This is a genomic window from Paenibacillus sp. W2I17 (assembly GCF_030815985.1).
In the GTDB taxonomy this organism is placed as follows: domain Bacteria; phylum Bacillota; class Bacilli; order Paenibacillales; family Paenibacillaceae; genus Paenibacillus.
Window position 1 is genome coordinate 1,198,663 of the sequence record NZ_JAUSXM010000001.1, and the last position, 21,432, is coordinate 1,220,094.

Sequence of the window (21,432 nt, forward strand, 5' to 3'; positions counted from 1 at the left end):
AAAAGCCCAACTTCCACTCTTCAGTTTAAAGAGTGAGTTGGGTCTTTGCAGTGCAATTAATGGGTTAGGTCGATCATCTTATCAAAGCAATATGAATCTCTGTCATAACCGTTATGTTCATAAAAAGCATGGGCGTTGGTACGCTTCATTCCGCTACATAAAATAATACTTGATATTCCCCGTTCTTTAGCATAATTTTCAGTCTGTCTTAGTAGTTTTGTACCTATCCCTCTATGTTGCAGATCCCTTTTAACAGCAAGAGCTTGAATATGTAGATAACCAATTGCAACTCCTACGGATAATGCCTGTACAATAGTTACAAAACCGACCACATCATTTTCTATCAATGCGACAAATGTTTTGTAATTCCCGGCCTTATTCATCTCTTCCATAGTCACTCGGAAGTTTGCATCATTAACATTACGAATTTCAAGTACATCATTCCATAAAGAAACAACTTCATCATAATCATCGGATATAATTTCTCGTATTTTAATATTCATACTAAACAACCCCCTCAAGATAAAATAATCCGACAATCTCCCCTACCCTATTGGTGATAAGGTTCTCCGCACTGTCTGTAACGACAAGTTATAGGGCCAACCTTTGTGGGGGTGACCCTATATGAAAATCTAAATTATTTCAGTTGTCTTCTTCGTTAACGCCTTCATTTCGCTCGTATAAAAGCGTTATTTTTTCTTCACGGGTATCCAGATTTCTCCTGAAACATTCCCATGCCGTGCCATTCCATAATACATCTCGAAAGTAGGGCCCTCAACCTGTTCGTATTCAGATGTCGGAAACCACTCAGAATAGATTCGTTCCCATAGTTTTTGCATATCACACTGCGGCTCCGGGAAGACCGCCCACGTTAATGTTGGGATAGCAAGTTTTGTGAATCTCTCCGGTATCTCAAGCCCCTTAGGTACATGATAACAGATCATGTATTTGAAAGATTCTTTAGTGTGATCATAAAGGGCGGCATGTAACATGGTGTCACCAAAACGTCCCAGTAAGTCGTTCATCATATCAACGCTGCCATCATCATCACATTTTATACGGAATAGAGGAACTTCAGAGAACGCTGTTTTCTGGTCTGCATTTATAATTCCATATACTCCAAACATCTCAAAAGAATCTCTTTGCTCAATACGGTAATTCATTTCGACATCCCCTTTTATTGAAATATGAAAGGACATTCGAGGATAGGCTTTTAGAGAAACGCCTGTATCACGCGCGGATATAGGCATAATACCATGAAGATTCTTAAAGGCGCGTGCAAACGCCTCCGGCGAATCATATCCATATTTCATAGCTACATCAATAACCTTTGAGCCTGTTGTCTGCAGTTCGAATGCAGCCAATGTCAACCGTCGACGTCGAATGTACTCCGATAACGTTACGCCAGTAATAAATGGAAACATCCTTTGAAAATGATAGGTAGAGCAACAGGCTCTCTGTGCTATTTCATCATATGAAATAGTGTCCGCTAGATTTGTTTCGATATATTCCATGGCACCATTCATCCTAACCAACCAATCCATCGTATTCCCTCCCTTCAAGGTAATTTTATGGGAAATAAATAATGAATACCTTGCAATTTCTGCACGAAAAAGTCAGTAAAAAACTTGCTCTTATGGATGATACGGTTCACCGGGTCATCACTGGAGTAATCAAGAACAGAGTAGACATGAGCGAGTCATCTGGAAATACGACGATGGGACTTGTTTTCCCAGCGTATCTTAATCGGACGCTAGCGCAATCCATGTTGCGAAGTATATCGATAAAAAACTTTCCATTTAGTGATATCACAAATTCTTCCCCACACATCTCTAATAACGGAATTTCATTCTGAATATCTCCAACATCGGCTGTTTTGGACAATAGTTTTAATGTGTCTGCATTAGCTACTAATCTAATCACTTGTTCACTAGCCATTACAGTTACACATTCAACTGCTCTCAACAAACATGCTGTATCAACTGCGATTTCACACAAATAAGATTGAGGGATTACATTCTTTATGGATGGGAACGTTCCTTCAATAAGAGCAGACTCCACTTTCAGTCCAGTTGTCACGAATTTAACTCGATTATTACTCACTTCAATTTCAGTTGTGTCATCTGTTTTGTTCAATATTTTCGATAATTCATAGAGATTTTTCGCTGGAATAACAGCGTTCAAACTGTTGTGAGTAGCATCTTCTAAATGCAAAGCGCGGTATGCAAGCCGCACTCCATCTGTAGCAATTAAGTTAAGAAAATCATTACTGCATTCCAAAGAAACTCCTGTTAATATGGGGCTGGTCTCGGACGTTGATGCTACGATTGCTAGCTGTTTAATAGTCGAACGAAGTAAGGAAGTATTAATGCGTAGTTTAGTAGAAGGGAACGCCTCTCCATCATTAAAGGAAGGGAATTCTGTAGGGTCCATCCCGCATAAACGTAATTGAGAATGACCGGATACAATCGAAAGAATCATTGGCTCTTTAATTTCAAGTCTAACTTTGTCATCATTAAATTTACGAATAATATCGTGAAAATAACGCGATGGTATAACGATAGCCCCTGTTCTTTTTACAGTCAGAGAAACATCATCTTGAGCAATCATAGACTGTATCGTCAAACTTGTATTACTTGCCGTAAAAGTAACGCCATCTGCACCTGCTTGAATATGTATTCCTTGAAGAATAGGTATTGGACTATTCGCTGCTACTGCCTTTATCACATATTGTATGGCATTCATAAGAGAATCTTTTGTTATCTCTACCAGCAAAGACCTCACCTACCTCGAAAAAAAAAAATTATTTTGTATAGAAGGACTCAATGATGTTACGTATAGCCTCCGAACGAGAAAGTTTATGCTCTGTGCAATGGTTTTCGATTTTTCCCCACATGTCCTCTGTTAGAGTTAAAGATATTTTTTTAGTCACACCTATACTCTTTCTCCCGGAACCTTCTCGCAGACCACCTCTCGAAAAGACAAAACCTAACTGGCCTTCTTTATTAGAGACACCAACTTTAATGTTATTGTTGTTCAATATAATAACACTCCCAATTTTTGATTTAGGTAACCTCATTCAAATGGATCTATACTCATCTTATCATAGCTCTACATGGATTTACAATATTTTAAAAGCGATTGCTGAAGAACAACTCATCGAATGTAGAGATGGGACTATCTCAAAAGGGATCCCCTTCGCTTCAAGCGCTAACGAACCTCAGTAACTTTATTCCATCGTAAACCGCCTAAATATCATATAAATGGACCAACTCGATGAAATAACGTCTCTATGATTCGTTAGAATTCAAACCTATGCAAATGGGAGCAAATAGCGTGTGCTATGGAGCTAGAATAAAAAGTGGACACCCGTTAACGGACGGAAGGATAATAAGACTAACGGAGGTGTCCACATGGGAGAACAGCGGCAACGATATAACGAAGAATTCAAGAAACAAACGGTCAAATTCATTCAAGAGCAGACGAAGACACTTGGAGATTTGGCAGAAGAACTCAACATTCCAAAAAGTACGTTGCACCAATGGATGAGTAAGTACCGCGAACTAAAACATGAGCCTGTTGCCAGTGTAGATCGAGTGAAGGAACTGGAAGCAGAGCTTCAAGAGATGCGCCGGTTGCTTCAAGAGAAAGAGCACACGCTTGCGGATACACAAGAAGAACTGGCGATTGTAAAAAAAGCAGTGCACATCTTCAGCAAACCAAAGAGCTAAGATTTCAGTTTGTGGAAGATCATCGCTCCGAGTTTTCTTTGGAGAAGATGTGCAGAACCTTTCAAGTATCACGGAGCGGATATTACAGATGGCGAATGGACCGAACCAGCAAGCGGCAGAACCGCAAAGACGAGGTCATGAAGCGTATTCGGTATCATTTTTACGACCACCAGATGCGGTGTGGAAGCCCTAAAATTACGTATCTGCTCCATTTAGAAGGGTTGCGAATCTCTTCCCGTACCGTCAGTATATACATGCGTCAAATGAATCTACGTTCTGTGGTCATGCCCAAATATCGCGTTCAGACGACGGATTCCAAACACGACCATCCCCTTGCGCCAAATACGCTGAATCAGCAATTTAAAACGTCCAAACCGAATACGGTATGGGTTACCGACATCACCTACATTCCTTGCCGAGGAGGTCGTCTATATCTGGCCAGCGTTCTGGATTTGTGCACACGTGAAATTGTAGGCTGGCGTCTATATAACCATATGGAAACCAGTTTGGTGATGGGTGCACTGGAGGAAGCTTACAAGGCCAAACGCCCCGCTCCGGGATTACTCCATCACTCGGATCGCGGCTCTCAATACACGTCAAAAGAATACGTGGAGCAACTAAAATCATACGGAATGGAATCAAGCATGAGCCGCCGAGGAAACTGTTATGATAACGCCTGTATTGAGTCGTGGCACAGTATTTTAAAGAAGGAACTCATTTACTGCAACCCTCGTTTTAAGACACCGGAAGAGGCTTATACTGCCATCTACCAGTACATTGAGTTCTATTACAACCGCAAGCGAATGCATGGCGCGCTAGGGTATCTTTCCCCTGCTCGTTTTGCGATGAAATTTACGGACAAATCCGCAGCGTAGTGTCTACTTTTTTGACATAGGTCCACTAGGTCCGTTAGAACTGTATAACTCTGACAAAGGGCTGTACCCGGTCATGCTCATGACTCACAGGACAGCCCCAAGAAAATAATTACGTATAGACACCTCTTTTATATACTCAACTGGAATTCGGGAATCGAAGTGACGCTTTATGTTCGGGAAGAAAGAAGCTTTTGGGGAACGACCACCAAATTTGAGTACTCGGTTGTTGTTCAAAGTCGAATTATGATCCATCAATGAGAGCGAATAAATAACTTCATCAAATTGATATAAAACGGGTTGACCATGTAGCCATTCGGCCTTACGGAATATCTCTTACCCGTGTCCAACCGTCGTATTTGTTCCATTTCCTTCTCATTCAACTCAAAGTCGAATATTCTATTGTTCTCTTTTATCCTTTGAGGATTCGATGATTTGGGGATGACAATAATTCCGCGTTGCAGATGCCACCGCAAAATGACTTGCGCAACCGACTTCTGATGGCAAAGGGCAATTGCCGCCAGCTCCGGATGCTCCAGCAGCGCTTTGCTTCCCTGCCCCAACGGTCCCCAAGCCTCATGCAGAATCCGATGCCGAACCATATAATCATGCAATTCGTGTTGCGGAAATTCCGGATGGGTCTCGATCTGATTTACCATCGGCGAGATCCGGGAATGTTTCTTCAGATGCTCCAGATGCCGGATCTCGAAATTGGCTACACCTATAACTTTGATTTTACCTGCGTCGTATAACTCTTCCATCGCCTTCCAGGCATTCACGTATTGAGGACCGGCAAAATGAATCAAATACATATCGAGATATGTTACGTTCAGCTTCTGGCAAGTCTGCTCAAACGCCTTTTTTGTCGCACGGTACCCCAAGTCTGTCGTCCATACCTTGGAGGTAATGAAGAACTCCTCCCTGGGAATGCCGCTGTTTTGGATGACCCGACCTAGCGCCGCTTCATTACCATAAATTTTGGCCGTATCGAAATGGCGATAACCCATTCGAATAGCCTCCTCGACTGTCCTCTCGAAGGTCCCCCCGTCTTTGATCTTATATAGGCCGAACCCGAGTTGAGGAATGCCCACTCCGTTTGCCGCTGCGACTGTCTGATTCATTCGCAACTCCCCCTCCCCGTGTTTCCTAATTCTTGTTCCGATGCTTGTTCTTCACATTGCGTTAGCAACTTTTCTATCTCGTTCACCAGGTTTTTCAACAATTTCAACTTGCTACCGGAGTCAAGGCTGTAATAGTTGAGAGTTCCTTCTTTACGAACGCTTATTATCTGTGATTCTTTCAATATTTTCAGATGATGTGATACGGTCGGTCGGGAAAGGTGAGTCTTCATCCTGATCTCTCCTACGCGCATGCCGGGTTTTTGCGGCCCTTGAATCAAGGCTATGAGGATGGCTTGCCGGGTCTCGTCTCCGATCGCATTCAACACCTTCTGATTGTTCTTAAATTCGATAGCAATCGTGGTCGCAAGTTCCTGATCCAAGTAAATTATCCCCTTCCATTTAAAACGTGTAATACTTTTGTAGATACAGCCTATCACAATCTCGGATTCGGCTGTACATCGGGAAAGAAATTCAAGAACCTATTTTTCCCATGTCTTAAGAATACATTAGCAAAAGAAGAAGCCACCCCTGACGAATGGAGTCGCTTCTATAAATGGTTTGTTATTTTTTTTAAAGGGCGTAAAAATTCCAATCAGTTGTTGAAGTAATGAGACTGTTTAAGGTCGGGAATCAGTGCAGGTTGCACTGGCCGCCATCCCATAAGTTCCTGAGTTGCAACGCTTGATCTCGGGATATCGAGCGCTGCGAGTGTGCTGAGAAAGCCAAAATGGGCATCTGCCTCTTCGCGTGAAATGCTGACTACAGGTACGTTCAGCTGCTCACCAATAGCACTCGCGATGTCGCAAAATGGCACTCCTTCATCTGCCACCCCATCTAGTCGTGAACCAGCAGGTGCCTTTTCTAACGCCAGGCAATATAGATGCGCGGCGTCAAGGCGATGTACAGCCGGCCAACGGTTGTTCCCCTCTTCCACATAGGCCGAGAAGCCCTTAGTCTTGGCAATATTAATCAAGCTCGGCACAAATCCTGTGTCACCCTCACCGTGTACCGATGGACAAAGCTCTACAATCGATGTACGCACTCCACGCTCTGCCAGCGCTAACACCATGTTCTCCGTTGCCACTCCATTCACATGCGTGGTGATTACGAACGGCTTACCAGATCCTTCAAGTGCCGCCCCTATCGCTTCTACGGCATGCAGATCTGTTGTGAGTGCTCCAGCGAAGTTCGAGAAATCGTGATGGAATGCCAGATGAATGACGCCATCCGCAGCAGCTGCACCACTACGGAGGCTGTCAAGATCGTTGATGTCACCGCGGTGTACTTCGGCCCCGGACTCTTCTAGTTTCGCAGCACTACTGTCTGAACGCACGAGACCGATGACCTGATGCCCCCTTTGAATAAGTTCGCGGGTGACAGCGGAACCGATGTAGCCTGTTGCTCCTGTTACGAAAACGCGCATCATGAAATCCTCCTTAAGTTGCTCACCCTCATTGTATAACTATGATCACCAAGCAATGGGTCCATCCTCATCTGAGAATGTTCCTGTTGGACCATCCGCTCCAATCATCGCCAGCCGGACCGCTTCACGAGCCCCTTGTTCAACACTACGAGTACCAGCAAAATTATTAAGCGCAGTTGATGTGAAGCCTGGACATGCCGCATTGACCTTGATGTTTGTTGATTCAAGCGCAAATGCAAAGGCAAGTGTCACCGCATGAACAGCCGATTTTGATGCCGAATAGGCACCAAACATAGCACGATGCGAGTTTTCCGGAATAGAGTTCCAGCTAAGGGAGCCACCGGTACTGCCTATGTTGACGATACGTGCTGCCGGGGCCTCCTGCAAAAGTGGCAACATCGCCTGCGTGACAGCAATAACACCAAAAACATTAGTCTCATAAACTGTACGAATATCTTCAAGCGAAGCAACGGTCAAAAGACCACTCGCTGCGCCACCGTTCGGAAATGGTTCACCTGATCTGCCTGCGTGCGAGATCCCCGCATTGTTCACGAGTACATCGAGACGACCAAATTCGTTCCGAATACGTTCTGCAGCAGCAGCGATGGAGTTTTCATCTGTAACGTCGAGCTGGAGAGCGTGTGAATTCAAACCGATGCTTTTTGAGGCAGTTTCTCCATTCTCAAGGCTGCGAGATCCAACGAGCACGGTGAAGCCGTGTTCCGTGAGATCCTTCGCAATTTGAAAGCCGATACCTTTATTAGCCCCAGTGACCAGAGCAACGGGTTTATCTTGCATAGTTATAATCTCCTTTTTTTTGTGATTGGTGGGTCCATATGAACTAAGTTGACGTGTCAACCTTGGATCAAATTTAGCACATTGAAGTTGACGCGTCAACCATGTTATTATGCTCCTATGGATAAAAATGAACTTAACGAAGAAGAAATGCGAATATGGCATATGTGGAAAGGTTCCTTTCAGACCATCTTCGGTCGCATCGTCAAAGATATGGCCGATCACTCAGGATTGTCAGAGGGTGATTTTGGAGTATTGGACCGATTAGTCCTTTTTGGGGACGGTAGCCTTCGCCAACAGGAATTAGCCGACTCTATGGACTGGGATAAAAGTCGGTTATCTCATCATCTGAAGCGTATGGAAAAACGTGGACTCGTGATGAAGAAACCATTAGACAACGATCGTGGAGTTCAAGTAAGTATCACTTCTTCTGGAAAATCAATGTTAGATGATGCCCGTCCCTTCCTCTCTAAGGCAATACGCAAACATTTTTTTGAACAATTAACCGAACAAGATATCGAGTTGATTACTAAACTGGCGGAAAGGACAAACTCAAGCTCTTAGCGTCTTATCTAGCCGCCATCTCGACCACGTTTGTTAAAGGCGAGCTTCTAACAAACGTGGTTTTCGGTTTACCGAAATGAAAGGTAACTTGCGGACAGTACGCGCTCTCCCCCACTCAAAACAAAAAAAGCCGCTACTTTAGCGACTTTGAATGATGCTTTATCAACATCAAGAATTGTACGTTGTAATGGGTCAGAAAATCTTCCCCCACTTGAATACTCTTACCCACATTGCAATTGAACGGGGTCTCCTCTTAGTCTGCACGAAATTTTACTCCAATTCGTAACTACTGTCCTATTACTGTCCTTTTCCTTTTCGTTTGAAAAACATCTTGCCAACCATAAGCCCCATAGCCGATGAACAGATCAGATATCCAAAGAACAAGAATAGTAAATAAACACCATGAAGATCTGCGGGAATCTGTTTTAAACCTTCAAACCATGCAAAACGAAAAGGATAAAAGATGACTACCCAAATGATCAGCAAGAAAAGAAGAAAATTAATTATTTTTAGCACAATAATGATCCTTTCAAGCTTGAGTGGAAACAGTTAAATGTATATGCTTCATCTTTCATTTCGCATTACCTTACCACTGCACGCACTATATTAGTTAGCTTATGTATTAGGGTTGATATGTTGAATCTATAAATAATTACTAATTATAACAGGAAACATTAGGGAGATATCTTATTCTTCAGTCCAACGTTAACGTTAAGTGTATAATTTGTGTCTTGCTTTAAGTTTAGGTAGATGATCGTTACGGCATAAAGAAGCCCTTTCTTTTGGTAGAACGAGCTTCTTTTTGCGTTTCACGATAACACTTTATGCTTACTGGACACCAGGCGCGTTTTCATGCGTAGTTAAGTTCGATCTTTTCTTCTTTCTTGGCTGCCCTTTCCAGGACAGATATGTCCAAATCCGTAGCAGGTACTCGACAGGCCCATTGCTAAATTTCTTAAGATATAGCGGACTGAGCCACAATTGAATGCCGTAGACTGCAAGTGCAATAATCGCTCCGATAAACACGCCAGCACTTCCAAACAGTCCCAGGCCATATCCATAGAAAATTGTCGTACAGATTACGCTCTGCATCAGGTAATTCGTCAACGAGAGACGGCCAACCGCCTCGAACTTGCCCATCAGGCTGGAACGGCGGCTTCCCGCATATAACAGTGCAAATGCATATATGTATCCCAGTGCAAGCAACGATCCTCCAAGCGTCCCCCCGATACCGATACCGAGCCAACCTTCCGCACCCAATTGTGGCGCCAATACACCGTATGCTTTGAGTATCAAACCAACTGGAATCAAAAACGAGGCACGGCGAAGATAAATACGCCTCATCGCTTGCGGATCGCTAAACGTGCCGATTCTGGCAGCGCGCATGCCGAGCAGGAACATCGGCACCGTCATGAGTGGTGCTAACAGCAGGATCAATAGGGCGAATGACAGCTCCAAATCTCCGCCGAACGGATCGCCGTTATTACTGAAATCCCTGATTTCCGCGTATGTGCCGTTGCCGTATACATCCTGACTTTGAATGATATAGTTCTCCATATGAATGGACTCAATCGCCAGCGGGTTCATCGGATTAGATGCCGGGAGACCAAGTATGCCCGCTCCCATGAGTAGCAGTACCGCCCATATGAGCAGCGTTTTGGGCTTCCGATTAAGGAACATGAGCAGGAAGAAACCGAGTACGCCATAAAATGCCAGGATATCCCCTTCCCACAGATAGATGATGTGCAGTAATCCAATTCCAAACAGTAGTAGAAAACGGCGTGCCAGATGACACTTTGGTCGTAAATCTCGTGATTTTAGGCTTTCCGAGAGTTTAACCATTCCGAAGCCAAACATAAATGCAAAAATCGGCATAAAACTGCCCACCACAGTGATCAGCAGGAACGAGAGAAAAGCCTGATCTGCTCCGCCAATCCCGAACAGTTGGGGTTTACTCTGGCCATACATTCCATATTGAAAAGCCAGCATATTCGCCAGCACAATGCCGGCCAGACTGAATCCGCGCAGTCCATCAATGACTTGAACGCGCTTTTTTGATGTGCTCAATCAATCACCTCTGTCTATAACATAAAGATCAGATCTAAATATACGTTAAATCCTTCCATAATTTCAACATAAATTAATAAGTGAACGTTTATATTTTGATTTGCTTTGACGAATCAATAAAACAAAAATAAAAAAAGTCGCTAAATTTAGCGACTTTCAGTTTGAACACCTTAAAGAGTGACAATAATCGGACCATTTTTAGTAAGAATAATGGTATGTTCTATTTGAGCTACATAGCTGTTTTTAGTAACAAAGGTCCAGCCATCTCCAGTTTGGACTACTTCTTCTTCTGAAGTTGAGATAAATGGCTCGAATGCGATAACCATACCTTCTTTTAACAATTCATCATCTGATGGATCATTATAATTATAGATGTGGTCAGGTGCTTCGTGTATTCCACGTCCAACACCATGTCCTGTAAGGTTTTTAATAACCGTTAATTCATGCTGTCTGGCAGTTTGGAATACGGCTTTTCCGATTCCGCTTTTTTTGGAGCCCGGTTTTGCTTTTTTAAGACCTGCTTCAAATGCCAGTTTAACAACGTCGCATATTTTCGTTAACACTTCTGCACCTTCGCCTACAACAAACGAGATTCCCGTATCTGCAAAATAACTGTTCTTGGAGCCAGACACATCAATATTGACGATGTCCCCTTCTTGAATAACCCGATCTCCCGGGATACCATGTGCCACTTCTTCATTAACACTAATACAAGTAAATCCCGGGAAATTATATTCACTTTTTGGAGCAGAAACTGCACCAGCTTTCTCAAAAAGCTCTCCTGCCAAATCATCAAGTTCTTTAGTCGTTATGCCTGGGATGGTTCTTTGAACCAATTCATCTCTAATAGAAGCCACAATTTTGCCAATTTCCTTCAAGCCATTAAAATCTTCTTCTGTTCTTGCGATCATTTTTTCTACCTCACTATCTTTTATCACTAATTGATTACATAAGTATTTTTTTGATTGAACATTAGATAATCATATCCAAAGCAGCAAAGCTTCGCAACTTTTTTATCAAGTTCCCCAATCAAAATCCGATGAGTTCAAATACTGTCAGTGAAGCTGTTAAAGTTGATAGTATTCCATTAACTCGGATACAACAGCAACAAGTCTGTCCTTCACACGCTGTGGTTCGATGACTTGAATGGATTTCCCATAGGAGAGGAGAAAATAGGGGACGTATGTATCAATTGATTTTTCATCAAATAAAAATATGGCTTGATTAGAAGTCCGCTCTTTCAGATAATGTCCCATAAACCAATGCAGCCCCAAGTCATCCAATGCCTCTGATCGGCCTTTGATAACCAAGGAAATTACCCCATCTTTCTCCCCTACATCAGGTAACAAATTTTGCATAAATAATTCACGGGCTGAAAAAGCTTCCGAACGCTTAAAGCGGAGCGGAGTAAGCTTGATTCGAAGAATACGATCTGCCCGAAAGCTGCGGAATTCATTCCTCAAGTGGCAAAACGCAATGGTATACCACTTATTATTCCAGTAAACCATTCCATACGGGTCTATTACTCTATTCTTGGGTTGTTCATCACGGCTTCTGCGATAATCAATTTCGACAGAGCAATCATTAGCCACGGCTTGCTCCAATTCCGCCAAGATCGGCTGAACGGATGAGTCTCCCATGCGATTGATAACATTAAACCCGGCTAAATGACGACGAAGTGTGTTTTCCTGATCCTGATTTGTATACATTTTCAATTTGGATGTTGCATTGTCCAATGCCTCACTCAAAGGGTACCCAGCTTCTTTTGCAAACACAGCAGCTTGGAGAAGTGCCTTTTTTTCATCAATATCAAATAACAGAGGTGCTTTGATATGCTGATTCAGCAAGCTATACCCGCCGTTGTGACCTGTATCGGAAATGATCGGTACTCCACTGGCACATAATGCATCAATATATCGATATACGGTTCTTATATTGATTTCTAACTTTTCGGACATCTGTTTTGCAGTTACTTTGGTGCCTGAATTCAGCATCCATAGAATGGCTAACATATTATCGTTCTTTGGCATAACCTGCATCCTCATCTTCAATTCTTTATTGGATATCTCCACATTATATCAGTACGCATATTTTACATAAAACAACTTCGTTGGGCGATACTACCTAGAAATATACTCTCCGGTTTGGAGCGAAGGCCAAATGAAGCAATCCACATCTAATATTAATACCTCCGAGGTAATTATTGTAGTTATCAATTCAATACTCGGAGCTGGAATTCTAACACTCCCTCGCACAATTAGTAAAGCAGTAGGGACACCAGATGTATGGATTTCTGTCATTTTATCAGGATTAATTGTAACCACAATCAGCATTCTTCTTGTAACCTTGTGTCGTAGGTTCCCCGGTAAAACGGTATTCGAATTTATACCCGAAATCACAGGTCAGTGGATTGCTTATCTATTGGGGCTTTTAATTATCGTGTATTTTGTTGTTCTTTGTTCATTCGAAGTTAGGGTCATGGCCGAGATTACAAGTATGTACATCCTTGAGCGCACGCCTACTTGGGTCACCATTATGGTCAGTCTGTGGATTGGTATTTATATGTTAACGGGTGGTCTTAAGGTCATCATCCGGGTCTTTTCAATCGTGTTGCCCGTTACGCTTGTGTTGCTAGCGCTGGTTTTCCTTTTAAGCAGCAAGATGTTTGAACTTAATAACCTCAGACCACTCCTGGGCGATGGATTCATGCCTGTGTTGAAGGGTCTTAAACCTTCGTGTCTCTCCTATTCTGGATATGAAGTTTTACTCATCATCACAGCTTACATGGTGGACGTGAAAGCGAGCAATAAAGCTGCTATATACAGCATACTTATTTGCACAATTATCTATTTGGTCACGATTGTCACCGTTGTAGGAAATTTATCTTTGCCAGGAATTCAAACACGAATGTGGCCAACGTTCGACATGGTTCGAAGTTTTGAAATTGAGGGATTTCTTTTTGAACGTTATGAATCACTGTTTATTGTGTTTTGGCTGATGCAGATCTTTGCTACCTATGCTTTTAAACACTATTTTGCGGCAATCGGGATCCGAGATTTGTTTCGTCTCAAAAATATTACGAGCATACAATTCGCGATGTTGCCAGTCTTGTATGTAATTGCTTACTTGCCTAAAAACCTGGAGGAAACGTTAGCTTTGGGTGATTTTCTTGGCAATATGTCCATTTTTTTATTTGGCTTGTTACCACTGCTACTGCTGATCATTAGTTTTGTTCGTAAAAAAGGCGGGAAGCAGGCTTCTAGTGAAGCCATAAAGGTAGGCTAAATAGTGAGTTCTTCTTATAGTTGCTCAGGAGAACCTTTTCGTTCTCCTGGCTCCACGAGCATAAAATGAGTTTCATTAGCCAAACGAAAGGATGTTTCTCGAACATCAAATTTTCGTAATATGACTTGCTGTGGCTTCATCCGTAATGAGCATATTAATATATCCACCCCGTAAAGCAGCCAGTATGCAGTCTATTTTGTGCAAACCAAAGGCCATGCCTACCACCGTTTTAGTCTTCTTTAACTGCTCCAGTCCAAGGCCAATGACTCTATGATTAATGGGATGCTCGGTGATTGTACCTTCACGAGTAATAAACACAGAATTAATATCCGCTACCGTGTGAAGTGCTTCTAATTCAGTTAACACTTGCTCATTCAGATAACCCGATCGTTCCATCGTTGACATGGAATACGGATTTCCGATCCCCACCAGCGCGAGATTAATATTCTCCCCCTCTTTAAGAACGGCCGAAATATTAGGCATGCCAACAATCTGCTCCCTTAACTCTTCTGTTTCCACAACGGCCGGAGCATATAACGTATCACAGGTTACGCCCATTTTTTTGGATAACTCATAGGCGATCTGATTAGAGTGCATTTCATTGCGTGAATTCCCTGTTCCACCCACCAGTGGAATAATTTTGACATTCTCTTTTTTCTCCAAAGGGAACTCTCGCACCATATGATAGAGCGTATTGCCCCATGAGACACCCACACGGTCACCGTTTTTAATCAATTTTTGGACAAATTGAGCGGCAGCCTTGCCTACAGCACTCGACAACAACTCTTTATTCAGATCCTTGGTTGGAACGACCAACACCTGTTTGAGGTTAAATAAGTCTTCCAGTTTTTTCTCCAACTTGGACGTTTCGTAATCATCATCATGAATGACAATCTCAATAATGCCCTCTTCCTTCGCACGTTGCAGCATCTTGGAGATTACTGGCCTGGATACACCTAATTTCTCCGCAATCTTCTCCTGTGTCCAGGATTCATAATAATACATCTTACAGACTCTTATCATATTTTTGCGTTCGTCTATATTCACATATAAGTCCGCCTTTGACGTTTAAATTTCCCTTCTTACACATTTCCCACTATAAAATGGGATTCGCGGCGGAGTCAAGCCAGGATAACTTTGCCAAAAGCATTTTTACAAAAGATTGACTTTCGGTTGACACGAGAGAAACAAACCCTTTTTACAATTGTAACTGTACGGAACATTTGTAAAGAATGCAGATTAAGACAGACAGAGGTGCAAAGATGAATGTGAAGATATTAGGTTACTGGGGTGGTTATCCCGCCGCTGGCGGAGCAACTGCGGGATACCTTGTAACCACAGATGAAGGGCAGATTTTGTTGGACTGTGGCAGCGGCGTTATGAGTAAACTCCCCAGCGAGACATGCGTGGAAGATCTATCCGGTGTTATTTTGTCTCACTTGCACCATGATCATATCGCCGATCTGGGAGTCCTTCAATATGCTGCAGCGGGTGCGATCCGCAATGGTCGCATGTTGAATAAACTGAAGCTGTATGCACCGGATAATCCAGTGGATATTCTGAATGGTCTATATGGTGAACATACCGAGGTCATCTCGATTGATCCTTCATCCAAAATTCGGCTTGCTGGCGCAGAGATAGAATTTGTACAGGTGCAGCATACCATTACATGTTATGCCGTTAAGATCACATATCAAGGTAAGGTGCTGGTGTATTCCGGTGATACCTCGTACTGTGATTCTCTTATCGAACTCGCTCGGGATGCAGACATCTTTCTATGTGAGGCTACAATCTGTGAAGGCAGTGTACACACAACTGGCCAAGGACATATGAATGCACTTCAGGCAGGCATGATTGCTGGTCAGGCTAACGTCAAGCAGCTCGTCCTTGTCCATCTTCCCGGAGATGGCGATCTGGAGTTCATGCGGGATGAAGCAAGTCGCTCTTTCCAAGGACCTGTGGATATACCCGAACCACTTCGTATGTATGTTGTGTAAGTTAATCAATCCGGGAGGAATATGTTCATGTACAGATTGTTAGCCCTTGATCTGGACGGTACGATGCTCAATCCAGATAAAATGATAACACCTATGACACGAAGTTCCATTCAACAATTAATCTCAGCGGAAGTGAATGTCACGATTGCATCTGGGCGATTTCCCGCTTCCGTATGGTCACACGCTAGGGAAGTCTCCATGAATTTCCCACTGGTTGCACTAAACGGTGCTGTGACGGTAGATCCCTTGACAGGACAACTGCTTGATGGCGTTGCGCTGAAAATAGAAGATATGCTGTTCATGTTGGATGTCATCCAGCAAGAAGGAGCCTACATCCATTTCTATGGATACAATGTTCTCTATGTTCAAGAGATTAATGATATCAATAGGAACTGGGCCATCAACAATAGGGTCAACAGACCGGAATTGGATTCTTTCGAAGAACGTGATGAACTTGATGCTATAGAGGCTGATCTTATTCGCTTCGTTGAAGTCGGAAAGGATTTCAGAACCTTTGTAAACCAGATGCCAGGCATGCTGTTCAAAGCAGCCGTGATCTGTACAGACAACGACTCACGCGAAAAGCTATTTCGTACCCTTGAAGAATCAGGGTTATTCCAATGTACACGAACAGGAAGTTTGCGGTTTGATGTTAATTCAGCCGGAGTCAGTAAACGAGGCGCACTGGAACGTTTATGTCATGCACATCAGATCGAACGCGAGCAGGTAGCTGCAGCCGGAGACTATGATAATGATCTGGACATGCTGCAATGGGCAGGATTAGGAATCGCCATGGGAAATGCAGAGCTTCATGTGAAGGAAATCGCTAATGTTGTCACTGCCAGCAACGCTGAAGATGGCGTTGCTCAGGCAATCCATACGTTCTTACTCTAATCTATCAGCTAGACACCAAAGGAGAGATTATCTGTGATTCCATTCAAAAAGTCGTTACTACTGCCCCTTTTGGCAGGCATGATTGTATTCAGCGGTTGTTCTGCACAGGGACAAGCCACGACAGATCAAGATAGTTCAGACGCAGCTTCGAGCACAGTCTCAGGTAAGCTTTCATTCTATACATCCCAACCAGAAGAAGATGCAGGCAAACTGGTAAAGGCGTTTAACGATAAATATCCTGATGTTCAAGTCAGCATCTTCCGTTCCGGAACCGAAGAAGTCACTGCCAAGCTTCAGGCAGAGCGTCAAGCGGGTAAAACACAGGCGGATGTACTCCTGCTGGCCGATGCCGTTACCTTTGAAAATCTTAAAAAAGATGACCTTCTACAATCGTACAAGTCCCCAGAGCTAAGTGAAATCCCGACAGATCTGGTTGATCCGGACGGTATGTACGCCGGTACGAAGGTTATGGCAACGGTACTCGCTACCAACACCCAAAAAGTCACTACTCGACCGACATCTTGGCAAGTGCTGACCCTGCCGGACAGTAAGGACGTAAGTATTATGCCGAGTCCCTTATACTCTGGTGCAGCAGCATACAACATCGGTGTGTTTAGTCGAACAGATGGGTTTGGATGGGATTTTCTACAGGAAACCAAGATGAATGGCATGGCCGTAATTAAAGGAAATGGTGCCGTTATGAAAGCTGTAGCCAGCGGTGAAAAATCATATGGCGTCGTTGTTGATTACCTCGTAGCACGTGAAAAAGCGAAAGGTTCTCCAGTTGAACTGATCTATCCAGAAGAAGGTGTCCCCATCATTACAGAACCGATCGGGATTATGAAAGAAGCTGCCAACGTACCGGCTTCTCAAGCCTTTGTAGATTTCATTCTCTCTGAAGAGGGCCAGAAGTTGTCTGCCGAGATCGGTTACTCCCCTATTCGTGAAGGTATTGCCCCACCTGAAGGATTAAAAGGTGTATCAGAAATGAAGATTTTGCCTGGCGATGCGGCCAAACTTGCAGCGGATCGTGAAACAGATAAACAGCAATTCATTAATGTGTTTGGCGAGTAAGGATTGGAGCTGTCTGAATGGAGAAATTGAAGAGAAACATGATCATTCTTAGGGGACAAGATAACAGGCGCAAGTCAGTTTTCTCCCTCCCCGGCCTGTTTCGTTGGAATCGATTGATCGCCCTGTTGGGTGCTATAGCTGTTCTATTATTCTTTGTATACCCCATCCTGAAGCTGGTTCTTCTCAGCTTTCAGGGCGAGCAAGGGTTAACGTTAGCACATTATAACGAATTGCTTCAGCAGGAGCGCTTCTGGTCCACATTGCGCAATACTGTATATATCGTCATCGGTTCAACTGTGTTCTCACTCGTGATTGGAACTGCACTGGCCTGGGTCGTCGCCTATACGGATATACGACACAAATCGGCCCTTCATATGGGGATCATGCTTTGTTTTATTCTTCCCTCTTATGTTCTCACATTATCTTGGTCTTCATTTACCGGGTCACAGAGCTGGCTCGCACATCTGCTGCAATGGATTCATCCCGATCTGGCTCCTTGGAGCATGTACAGTATGGGCGGAATCGTTTTTGTGATGGGAATTCATCATTTTCCGTTGGTGTATATGTTCACTTTGGATGTACTCCGCAAAATCCCGCGTGATCTGGAGTGGGCAGCCAGAGCCGGTGGTGCCAGCAGGATCGAGGTCTTCCGTCGTTTTACACTGCCGCTTGCTCTTCCGGGTCTAACGGCGGGCGGATTACTGGTTTTCCTGGCTTCGCTGGACAATTTCGGAATACCTGCTTTCCTTGGCACACCTGTGAATATTTCCGTTCTCAGTACACTTATATATGAAAAGATCATTGGATTCGGCCCTTCGGCATTTGCCCGTGGTGCATCGTTATCTGTACTACTCGGTGCTGCTGCGGTAGTCGGCAGTCTGTTGCAATGGATTCTTTTACGTAAAAGTCATGCTTCGGATACGATGCAACCTGATCTTACCCCAAGGTATAATTTGGGTTGCATGCGCAAGCCGCTGACCTTGGCCATATGGGCAGGTCTCGCACTGATTACAATTATTCCGTTGTCTTCGATGATCTCGATGTCTTTAAAAAGAGCGTATGGTCTCGGTCTGACTCGTGCCAATATGACCCTGGACAATTATAAATATATTCTCTTCGAGAATGAGCGTGTATGGCAGGCGATCCAGAACAGCCTGGTCCTCTCTCTTGTCACGATGCTGGCTTGTCTGATTATTGGTTCAGGATTTGCTTATATACGAGTTCGCAAACCTAATCAATTCAATAAAATGGCCGAACTGGCCACTGCTGTTCCCTATACACTACCCGGCATTGTATTCGCACTGTCCATGATTCTGGTATGGATGGAGCCGGTTCCCGGTTGGAACCCTGGCATCTATGGCACCATGACCATTTTGTTTATTGCCTACATCTGCCGATTCCTTATTCTTCAGATCCGTTCAAGTGTCACTTCATTCATGCAGTTGGATGCATCCATGGAAGAAGCCGCGCGGATATCCGGAGCCGGTTTCTGGCGTAAGTGGACTGCTGTTCTGCTTCCCTTACTTCTGCCGGGTATTCTGACCGGAGGTATGTTGGTCTTCCTGACTGCCCTGACCGAGCTTACTGTATCGGCATTGTTATATTCATCAGGTTCACAGACTATTGGAGTTACCATATTTAGTTTTGAACAGGCAGGAGATACCCTCTATTCAACTGCATTGTCCAGTCTGATTGTCGCACTTATTGCGGCAGGCGGAGTTATTTTGCTCATCGCTCAACGTTGGGCAACTCGTAAGGGAGTGAAGTCATGAGTATCCAGATTCAACAGGTCAGCAAATCCTTCGGAAGTTACCAGGCACTTCATTCCATTGATTTAACGATTAAGGATGGCGAATTCATCGCGATCCTTGGACCGTCAGGCTGTGGAAAAACCACATTGCTGCGCATTCTTGCCGGATTTGAACAGCCAAGCAGCGGTAATGTTCTGATGGATGGCAAGGTAGTTGCAGGTTCAGGGACATTGCTACCTCCGGAGAAACGGAGAATTGGCATGGTGTTCCAGTCTTTCGCACTTTGGCCGCATATGAATGTATCCGAACATGTCCGTTTTCCCATTAGAACACATAAATCAACACCTCCTCATATTAAAAATAACGAGCAGAACCGCATTCAGGAAGTCCTGAATATGTCTGGACTGTCCCATCTGGCCGAACGTATGCCGCATGAGCTATCCGGAGGGCAAAAACAACGCGTCGCTATTGCACGCGCCATCGCTCCCCAGCCCTCATTACTGCTGATGGATGAACCCCTCAGCAGTCTGGATGCCATGCTTCGCATGGATATGCGGCGTGAGATTCAACAAGTACATCGTAATACGAAATCAGCCGTAGTTTATGTGACGCATGATCAAGGCGAAGCCCTTGCCATGGCTGACCGAATTATCGTGATGAAGGATGGTCGTATTGAACAAGCTGGCACACCCCAGGAGATTTATTTGCGGCCAGAGACCGAATTCGTGGCGAGGTTTGTATCGAAGTCGAATTTGGTCAAAGGTCACTGGGATGCAGATATGTTCGTCCCTGAAGACGGTACGAATATTGCTTGGCCTGGCAAGCATGTTGCTAACTATTTTAAATCCAACGGTTTGTATCCCGTTAGACCCGATGAGTTCCATTTACAACCTTCCAGTGAAGCTGGAATAATGGGCGAGATCGCCAATGTTCAGTTTCAAGGGAAAGAATTTCACTATGATATTCGTAGTGATACGAAACGTTGGGAAGTCATCTCCCCTCTTCCTTTCGCCCTGAATGAACAAGTAAGTTTGAGTCTTTCTTCCGTCGGCGGTGAAGGAGTGTGACGTTATGACTCAGACCCCGAAACTGATTTTCTTTGACATTGATGGTACGCTGCTCGACCGCCATAATCGAATTCCCGCTTCCGCCAAGCAAGCTGTTCTTGCATTAAAGGAAGCCGGACATGTGGTCGCTTTAGCTTCAGGACGATCTCCGTTTATGTTGGAACAAGTGCGGCTTGAACTGGAGCTGGAGTCTTATGTTAGTTTCAATGGACAATATGTGGTGCATCAAGGAGAACTTATTCACAGTAATCCCATCTGTTCGGAAGCTTTGGAGCAATTGTCTTCATTCGCTGAGTTGTCGGGACATCCTCTCGTTTATCTGGATCATTCACAGATGAGTTGCAGTCAGGAATATCATCCGCATGTAGACCTTTGTCTAACTTCGCTTGGTGTAACGCATCCTGGGTTTAGCAAAAGCTTTTGTACAAATAGACTCATCTATCAGACGATGTTATTCTGCTCACCAGAAGAGGAAACGGTATACCGTGAAAGGTTTCGTGATCTCCACTTTGTACGCTGGCATCCGTTGTCCATGGACGTTCTGCCCGCCGGTGGTTCCAAAGCCGAAGGTGTTTCCCGACTCGCAGACCGAACGGAGTTTTCCCCTGAAGATGTGTATGCTTTTGGCGATAACTTCAATGATCTGGAGATGTTCCGTTATGCAGGCTGCAGCATTGCCATGGGCAACGCCCCGCATTCTCTACAACAACTGGCGTCTCATGTTACAGCAAGTGCGGAGCAGGACGGGATCTGGCATGGTCTGAAATGGGCTGGATTGTTGTAAAGAAAAA

The 21,432-nt window shown here is 44.1% G+C and carries 22 protein-coding genes; 10 read left to right on the forward strand and 12 right to left on the reverse strand.

Going from position 1 to position 21,432, the window contains the following annotated elements; genetic code table 11:
• Positions 1-56: 56 nt before the first annotated feature.
• The 4 genes from QF041_RS05220 to QF041_RS05235 form a co-directional block, all read right to left on the reverse strand.
• Positions 57-503 (reverse strand): GNAT family N-acetyltransferase, encoded by a 447-nt coding sequence (locus tag QF041_RS05220; protein WP_307412636.1) that lies wholly within the window; start codon positions 501-503, stop codon positions 57-59.
• 186 nt (positions 504-689) lie between these two features.
• Entirely contained in the window at positions 690-1,544 is an 855-nt protein-coding gene (locus QF041_RS05225) for an AraC family transcriptional regulator (protein WP_307412638.1), read from the reverse strand.
• Between the two features lie 106 nt (positions 1,545-1,650).
• The gene (gene dnaN / locus QF041_RS05230) at positions 1,651-2,775 is read right to left on the reverse strand and encodes a DNA polymerase III subunit beta (protein WP_307412640.1); all 1,125 of its coding nucleotides are present in this window, start codon (positions 2,773-2,775) and stop codon (positions 1,651-1,653) included.
• A gap of 28 nt (positions 2,776-2,803) precedes the next feature.
• Complete coding sequence (locus QF041_RS05235; RefSeq protein ID WP_167544408.1) at positions 2,804-3,040, reverse strand: ribbon-helix-helix protein, CopG family; 237 nt, start codon at positions 3,038-3,040, stop codon at positions 2,804-2,806.
• Positions 3,041-3,413: 373 nt separating this feature from the next.
• Here QF041_RS05235 and QF041_RS05240 point away from each other — a divergent pair, with 373 nt between their 5' ends.
• Together QF041_RS05240 and QF041_RS05245 are read left to right on the forward strand one after the other, a co-directional pair.
• Positions 3,414-3,731: a transposase gene (locus QF041_RS05240; protein WP_036673079.1), complete on the forward strand. Its 318-nt coding sequence runs from the start codon at positions 3,414-3,416 to the stop codon at positions 3,729-3,731.
• A gap of 11 nt (positions 3,732-3,742) precedes the next feature.
• Entirely contained in the window at positions 3,743-4,606 is an 864-nt protein-coding gene (locus QF041_RS05245; RefSeq protein ID WP_307412643.1) for an IS3 family transposase, read from the forward strand.
• A 251-nt stretch (positions 4,607-4,857) separates the two neighbouring features.
• Here the strand turns inward: QF041_RS05245 and QF041_RS05250 are convergent, their stop codons facing one another.
• From QF041_RS05250 to QF041_RS05265, 4 genes are all read right to left on the reverse strand, one after another.
• Positions 4,858-5,724, reverse strand: coding sequence for an aldo/keto reductase (locus tag QF041_RS05250; protein ID WP_307412645.1), 867 nt, complete (start codon positions 5,722-5,724; stop codon positions 4,858-4,860).
• On the reverse strand, positions 5,721-6,104 hold the full coding sequence (locus QF041_RS05255) for an ArsR/SmtB family transcription factor (protein ID WP_373461277.1): 384 nt from the start codon (positions 6,102-6,104) through the stop codon (positions 5,721-5,723). The genes QF041_RS05250 and QF041_RS05255 overlap by 4 nt, the downstream gene beginning before the upstream one ends.
• Before the next feature lie 212 nt (positions 6,105-6,316).
• Positions 6,317-7,147 carry an SDR family oxidoreductase gene (locus tag QF041_RS05260; RefSeq protein WP_307416900.1) on the reverse strand — a complete coding sequence of 277 codons (831 nt, stop codon included), beginning with the start codon at positions 7,145-7,147 and terminating at the stop codon, positions 6,317-6,319.
• A gap of 45 nt (positions 7,148-7,192) precedes the next feature.
• Positions 7,193-7,945, reverse strand: coding sequence for an SDR family oxidoreductase (locus tag QF041_RS05265; RefSeq protein ID WP_307412647.1), 753 nt, complete (start codon positions 7,943-7,945; stop codon positions 7,193-7,195).
• Positions 7,946-8,062: 117 nt separating this feature from the next.
• Between QF041_RS05265 and QF041_RS05270 the strand changes: the two genes are divergently transcribed.
• A complete protein-coding gene (locus QF041_RS05270; protein WP_101313823.1) occupies positions 8,063-8,506 on the forward strand; it encodes a MarR family winged helix-turn-helix transcriptional regulator in 444 nt (147 codons plus the stop codon).
• 828 nt (positions 8,507-9,334) lie between these two features.
• Here QF041_RS05270 and QF041_RS05275 read toward each other — a convergent pair.
• From QF041_RS05275 to QF041_RS05285, 3 genes are all read right to left on the reverse strand, one after another.
• Entirely contained in the window at positions 9,335-10,573 is a 1,239-nt protein-coding gene (locus tag QF041_RS05275; RefSeq protein ID WP_307412650.1) for a DUF418 domain-containing protein, read from the reverse strand.
• A 170-nt stretch (positions 10,574-10,743) separates the two neighbouring features.
• Positions 10,744-11,484: a type I methionyl aminopeptidase gene (gene map / locus QF041_RS05280; protein ID WP_307412651.1), complete on the reverse strand. Its 741-nt coding sequence runs from the start codon at positions 11,482-11,484 to the stop codon at positions 10,744-10,746.
• Between the two features lie 156 nt (positions 11,485-11,640).
• The gene (locus QF041_RS05285; RefSeq protein WP_307412653.1) at positions 11,641-12,603 is read right to left on the reverse strand and encodes a helix-turn-helix transcriptional regulator; all 963 of its coding nucleotides are present in this window, start codon (positions 12,601-12,603) and stop codon (positions 11,641-11,643) included.
• Positions 12,604-12,733: 130 nt separating this feature from the next.
• On the opposite strand from QF041_RS05285, the gene QF041_RS05290 reads away from it, so the two are divergent.
• Complete coding sequence (locus QF041_RS05290; protein WP_307412656.1) at positions 12,734-13,858, forward strand: GerAB/ArcD/ProY family transporter; 1,125 nt, start codon at positions 12,734-12,736, stop codon at positions 13,856-13,858.
• Between the two features lie 105 nt (positions 13,859-13,963).
• On the opposite strand, the gene QF041_RS05295 is transcribed toward QF041_RS05290, so the two are convergent.
• Positions 13,964-14,863: a sugar-binding transcriptional regulator gene (locus QF041_RS05295; protein ID WP_307412658.1), complete on the reverse strand. Its 900-nt coding sequence runs from the start codon at positions 14,861-14,863 to the stop codon at positions 13,964-13,966.
• 257 nt (positions 14,864-15,120) lie between these two features.
• Here QF041_RS05295 and QF041_RS05300 point away from each other — a divergent pair, with 257 nt between their 5' ends.
• From QF041_RS05300 to QF041_RS05325, 6 genes are all read left to right on the forward strand, one after another.
• On the forward strand, positions 15,121-15,855 hold the full coding sequence (locus QF041_RS05300) for an MBL fold metallo-hydrolase (RefSeq protein ID WP_307412660.1): 735 nt from the start codon (positions 15,121-15,123) through the stop codon (positions 15,853-15,855).
• 27 nt (positions 15,856-15,882) lie between these two features.
• The gene (locus tag QF041_RS05305) at positions 15,883-16,749 is read left to right on the forward strand and encodes a Cof-type HAD-IIB family hydrolase (RefSeq protein ID WP_307412662.1); all 867 of its coding nucleotides are present in this window, start codon (positions 15,883-15,885) and stop codon (positions 16,747-16,749) included.
• A gap of 78 nt (positions 16,750-16,827) precedes the next feature.
• A complete protein-coding gene (locus QF041_RS05310; RefSeq protein WP_307416901.1) occupies positions 16,828-17,823 on the forward strand; it encodes an ABC transporter substrate-binding protein in 996 nt (331 codons plus the stop codon).
• 17 nt (positions 17,824-17,840) lie between these two features.
• Positions 17,841-19,595, forward strand: a complete 1,755-nt coding sequence (locus tag QF041_RS05315; protein ID WP_307412664.1) for an ABC transporter permease — start codon at positions 17,841-17,843, stop codon at positions 19,593-19,595.
• Positions 19,592-20,641, forward strand: coding sequence for an ABC transporter ATP-binding protein (locus QF041_RS05320; protein ID WP_307412666.1), 1,050 nt, complete (start codon positions 19,592-19,594; stop codon positions 20,639-20,641). Before QF041_RS05315 ends, QF041_RS05320 begins: the two co-directional genes overlap by 4 nt.
• A 4-nt stretch (positions 20,642-20,645) precedes the next feature.
• On the forward strand, positions 20,646-21,425 hold the full coding sequence (locus QF041_RS05325) for a Cof-type HAD-IIB family hydrolase (protein WP_307412668.1): 780 nt from the start codon (positions 20,646-20,648) through the stop codon (positions 21,423-21,425).
• Positions 21,426-21,432 lie beyond the last annotated feature (7 nt).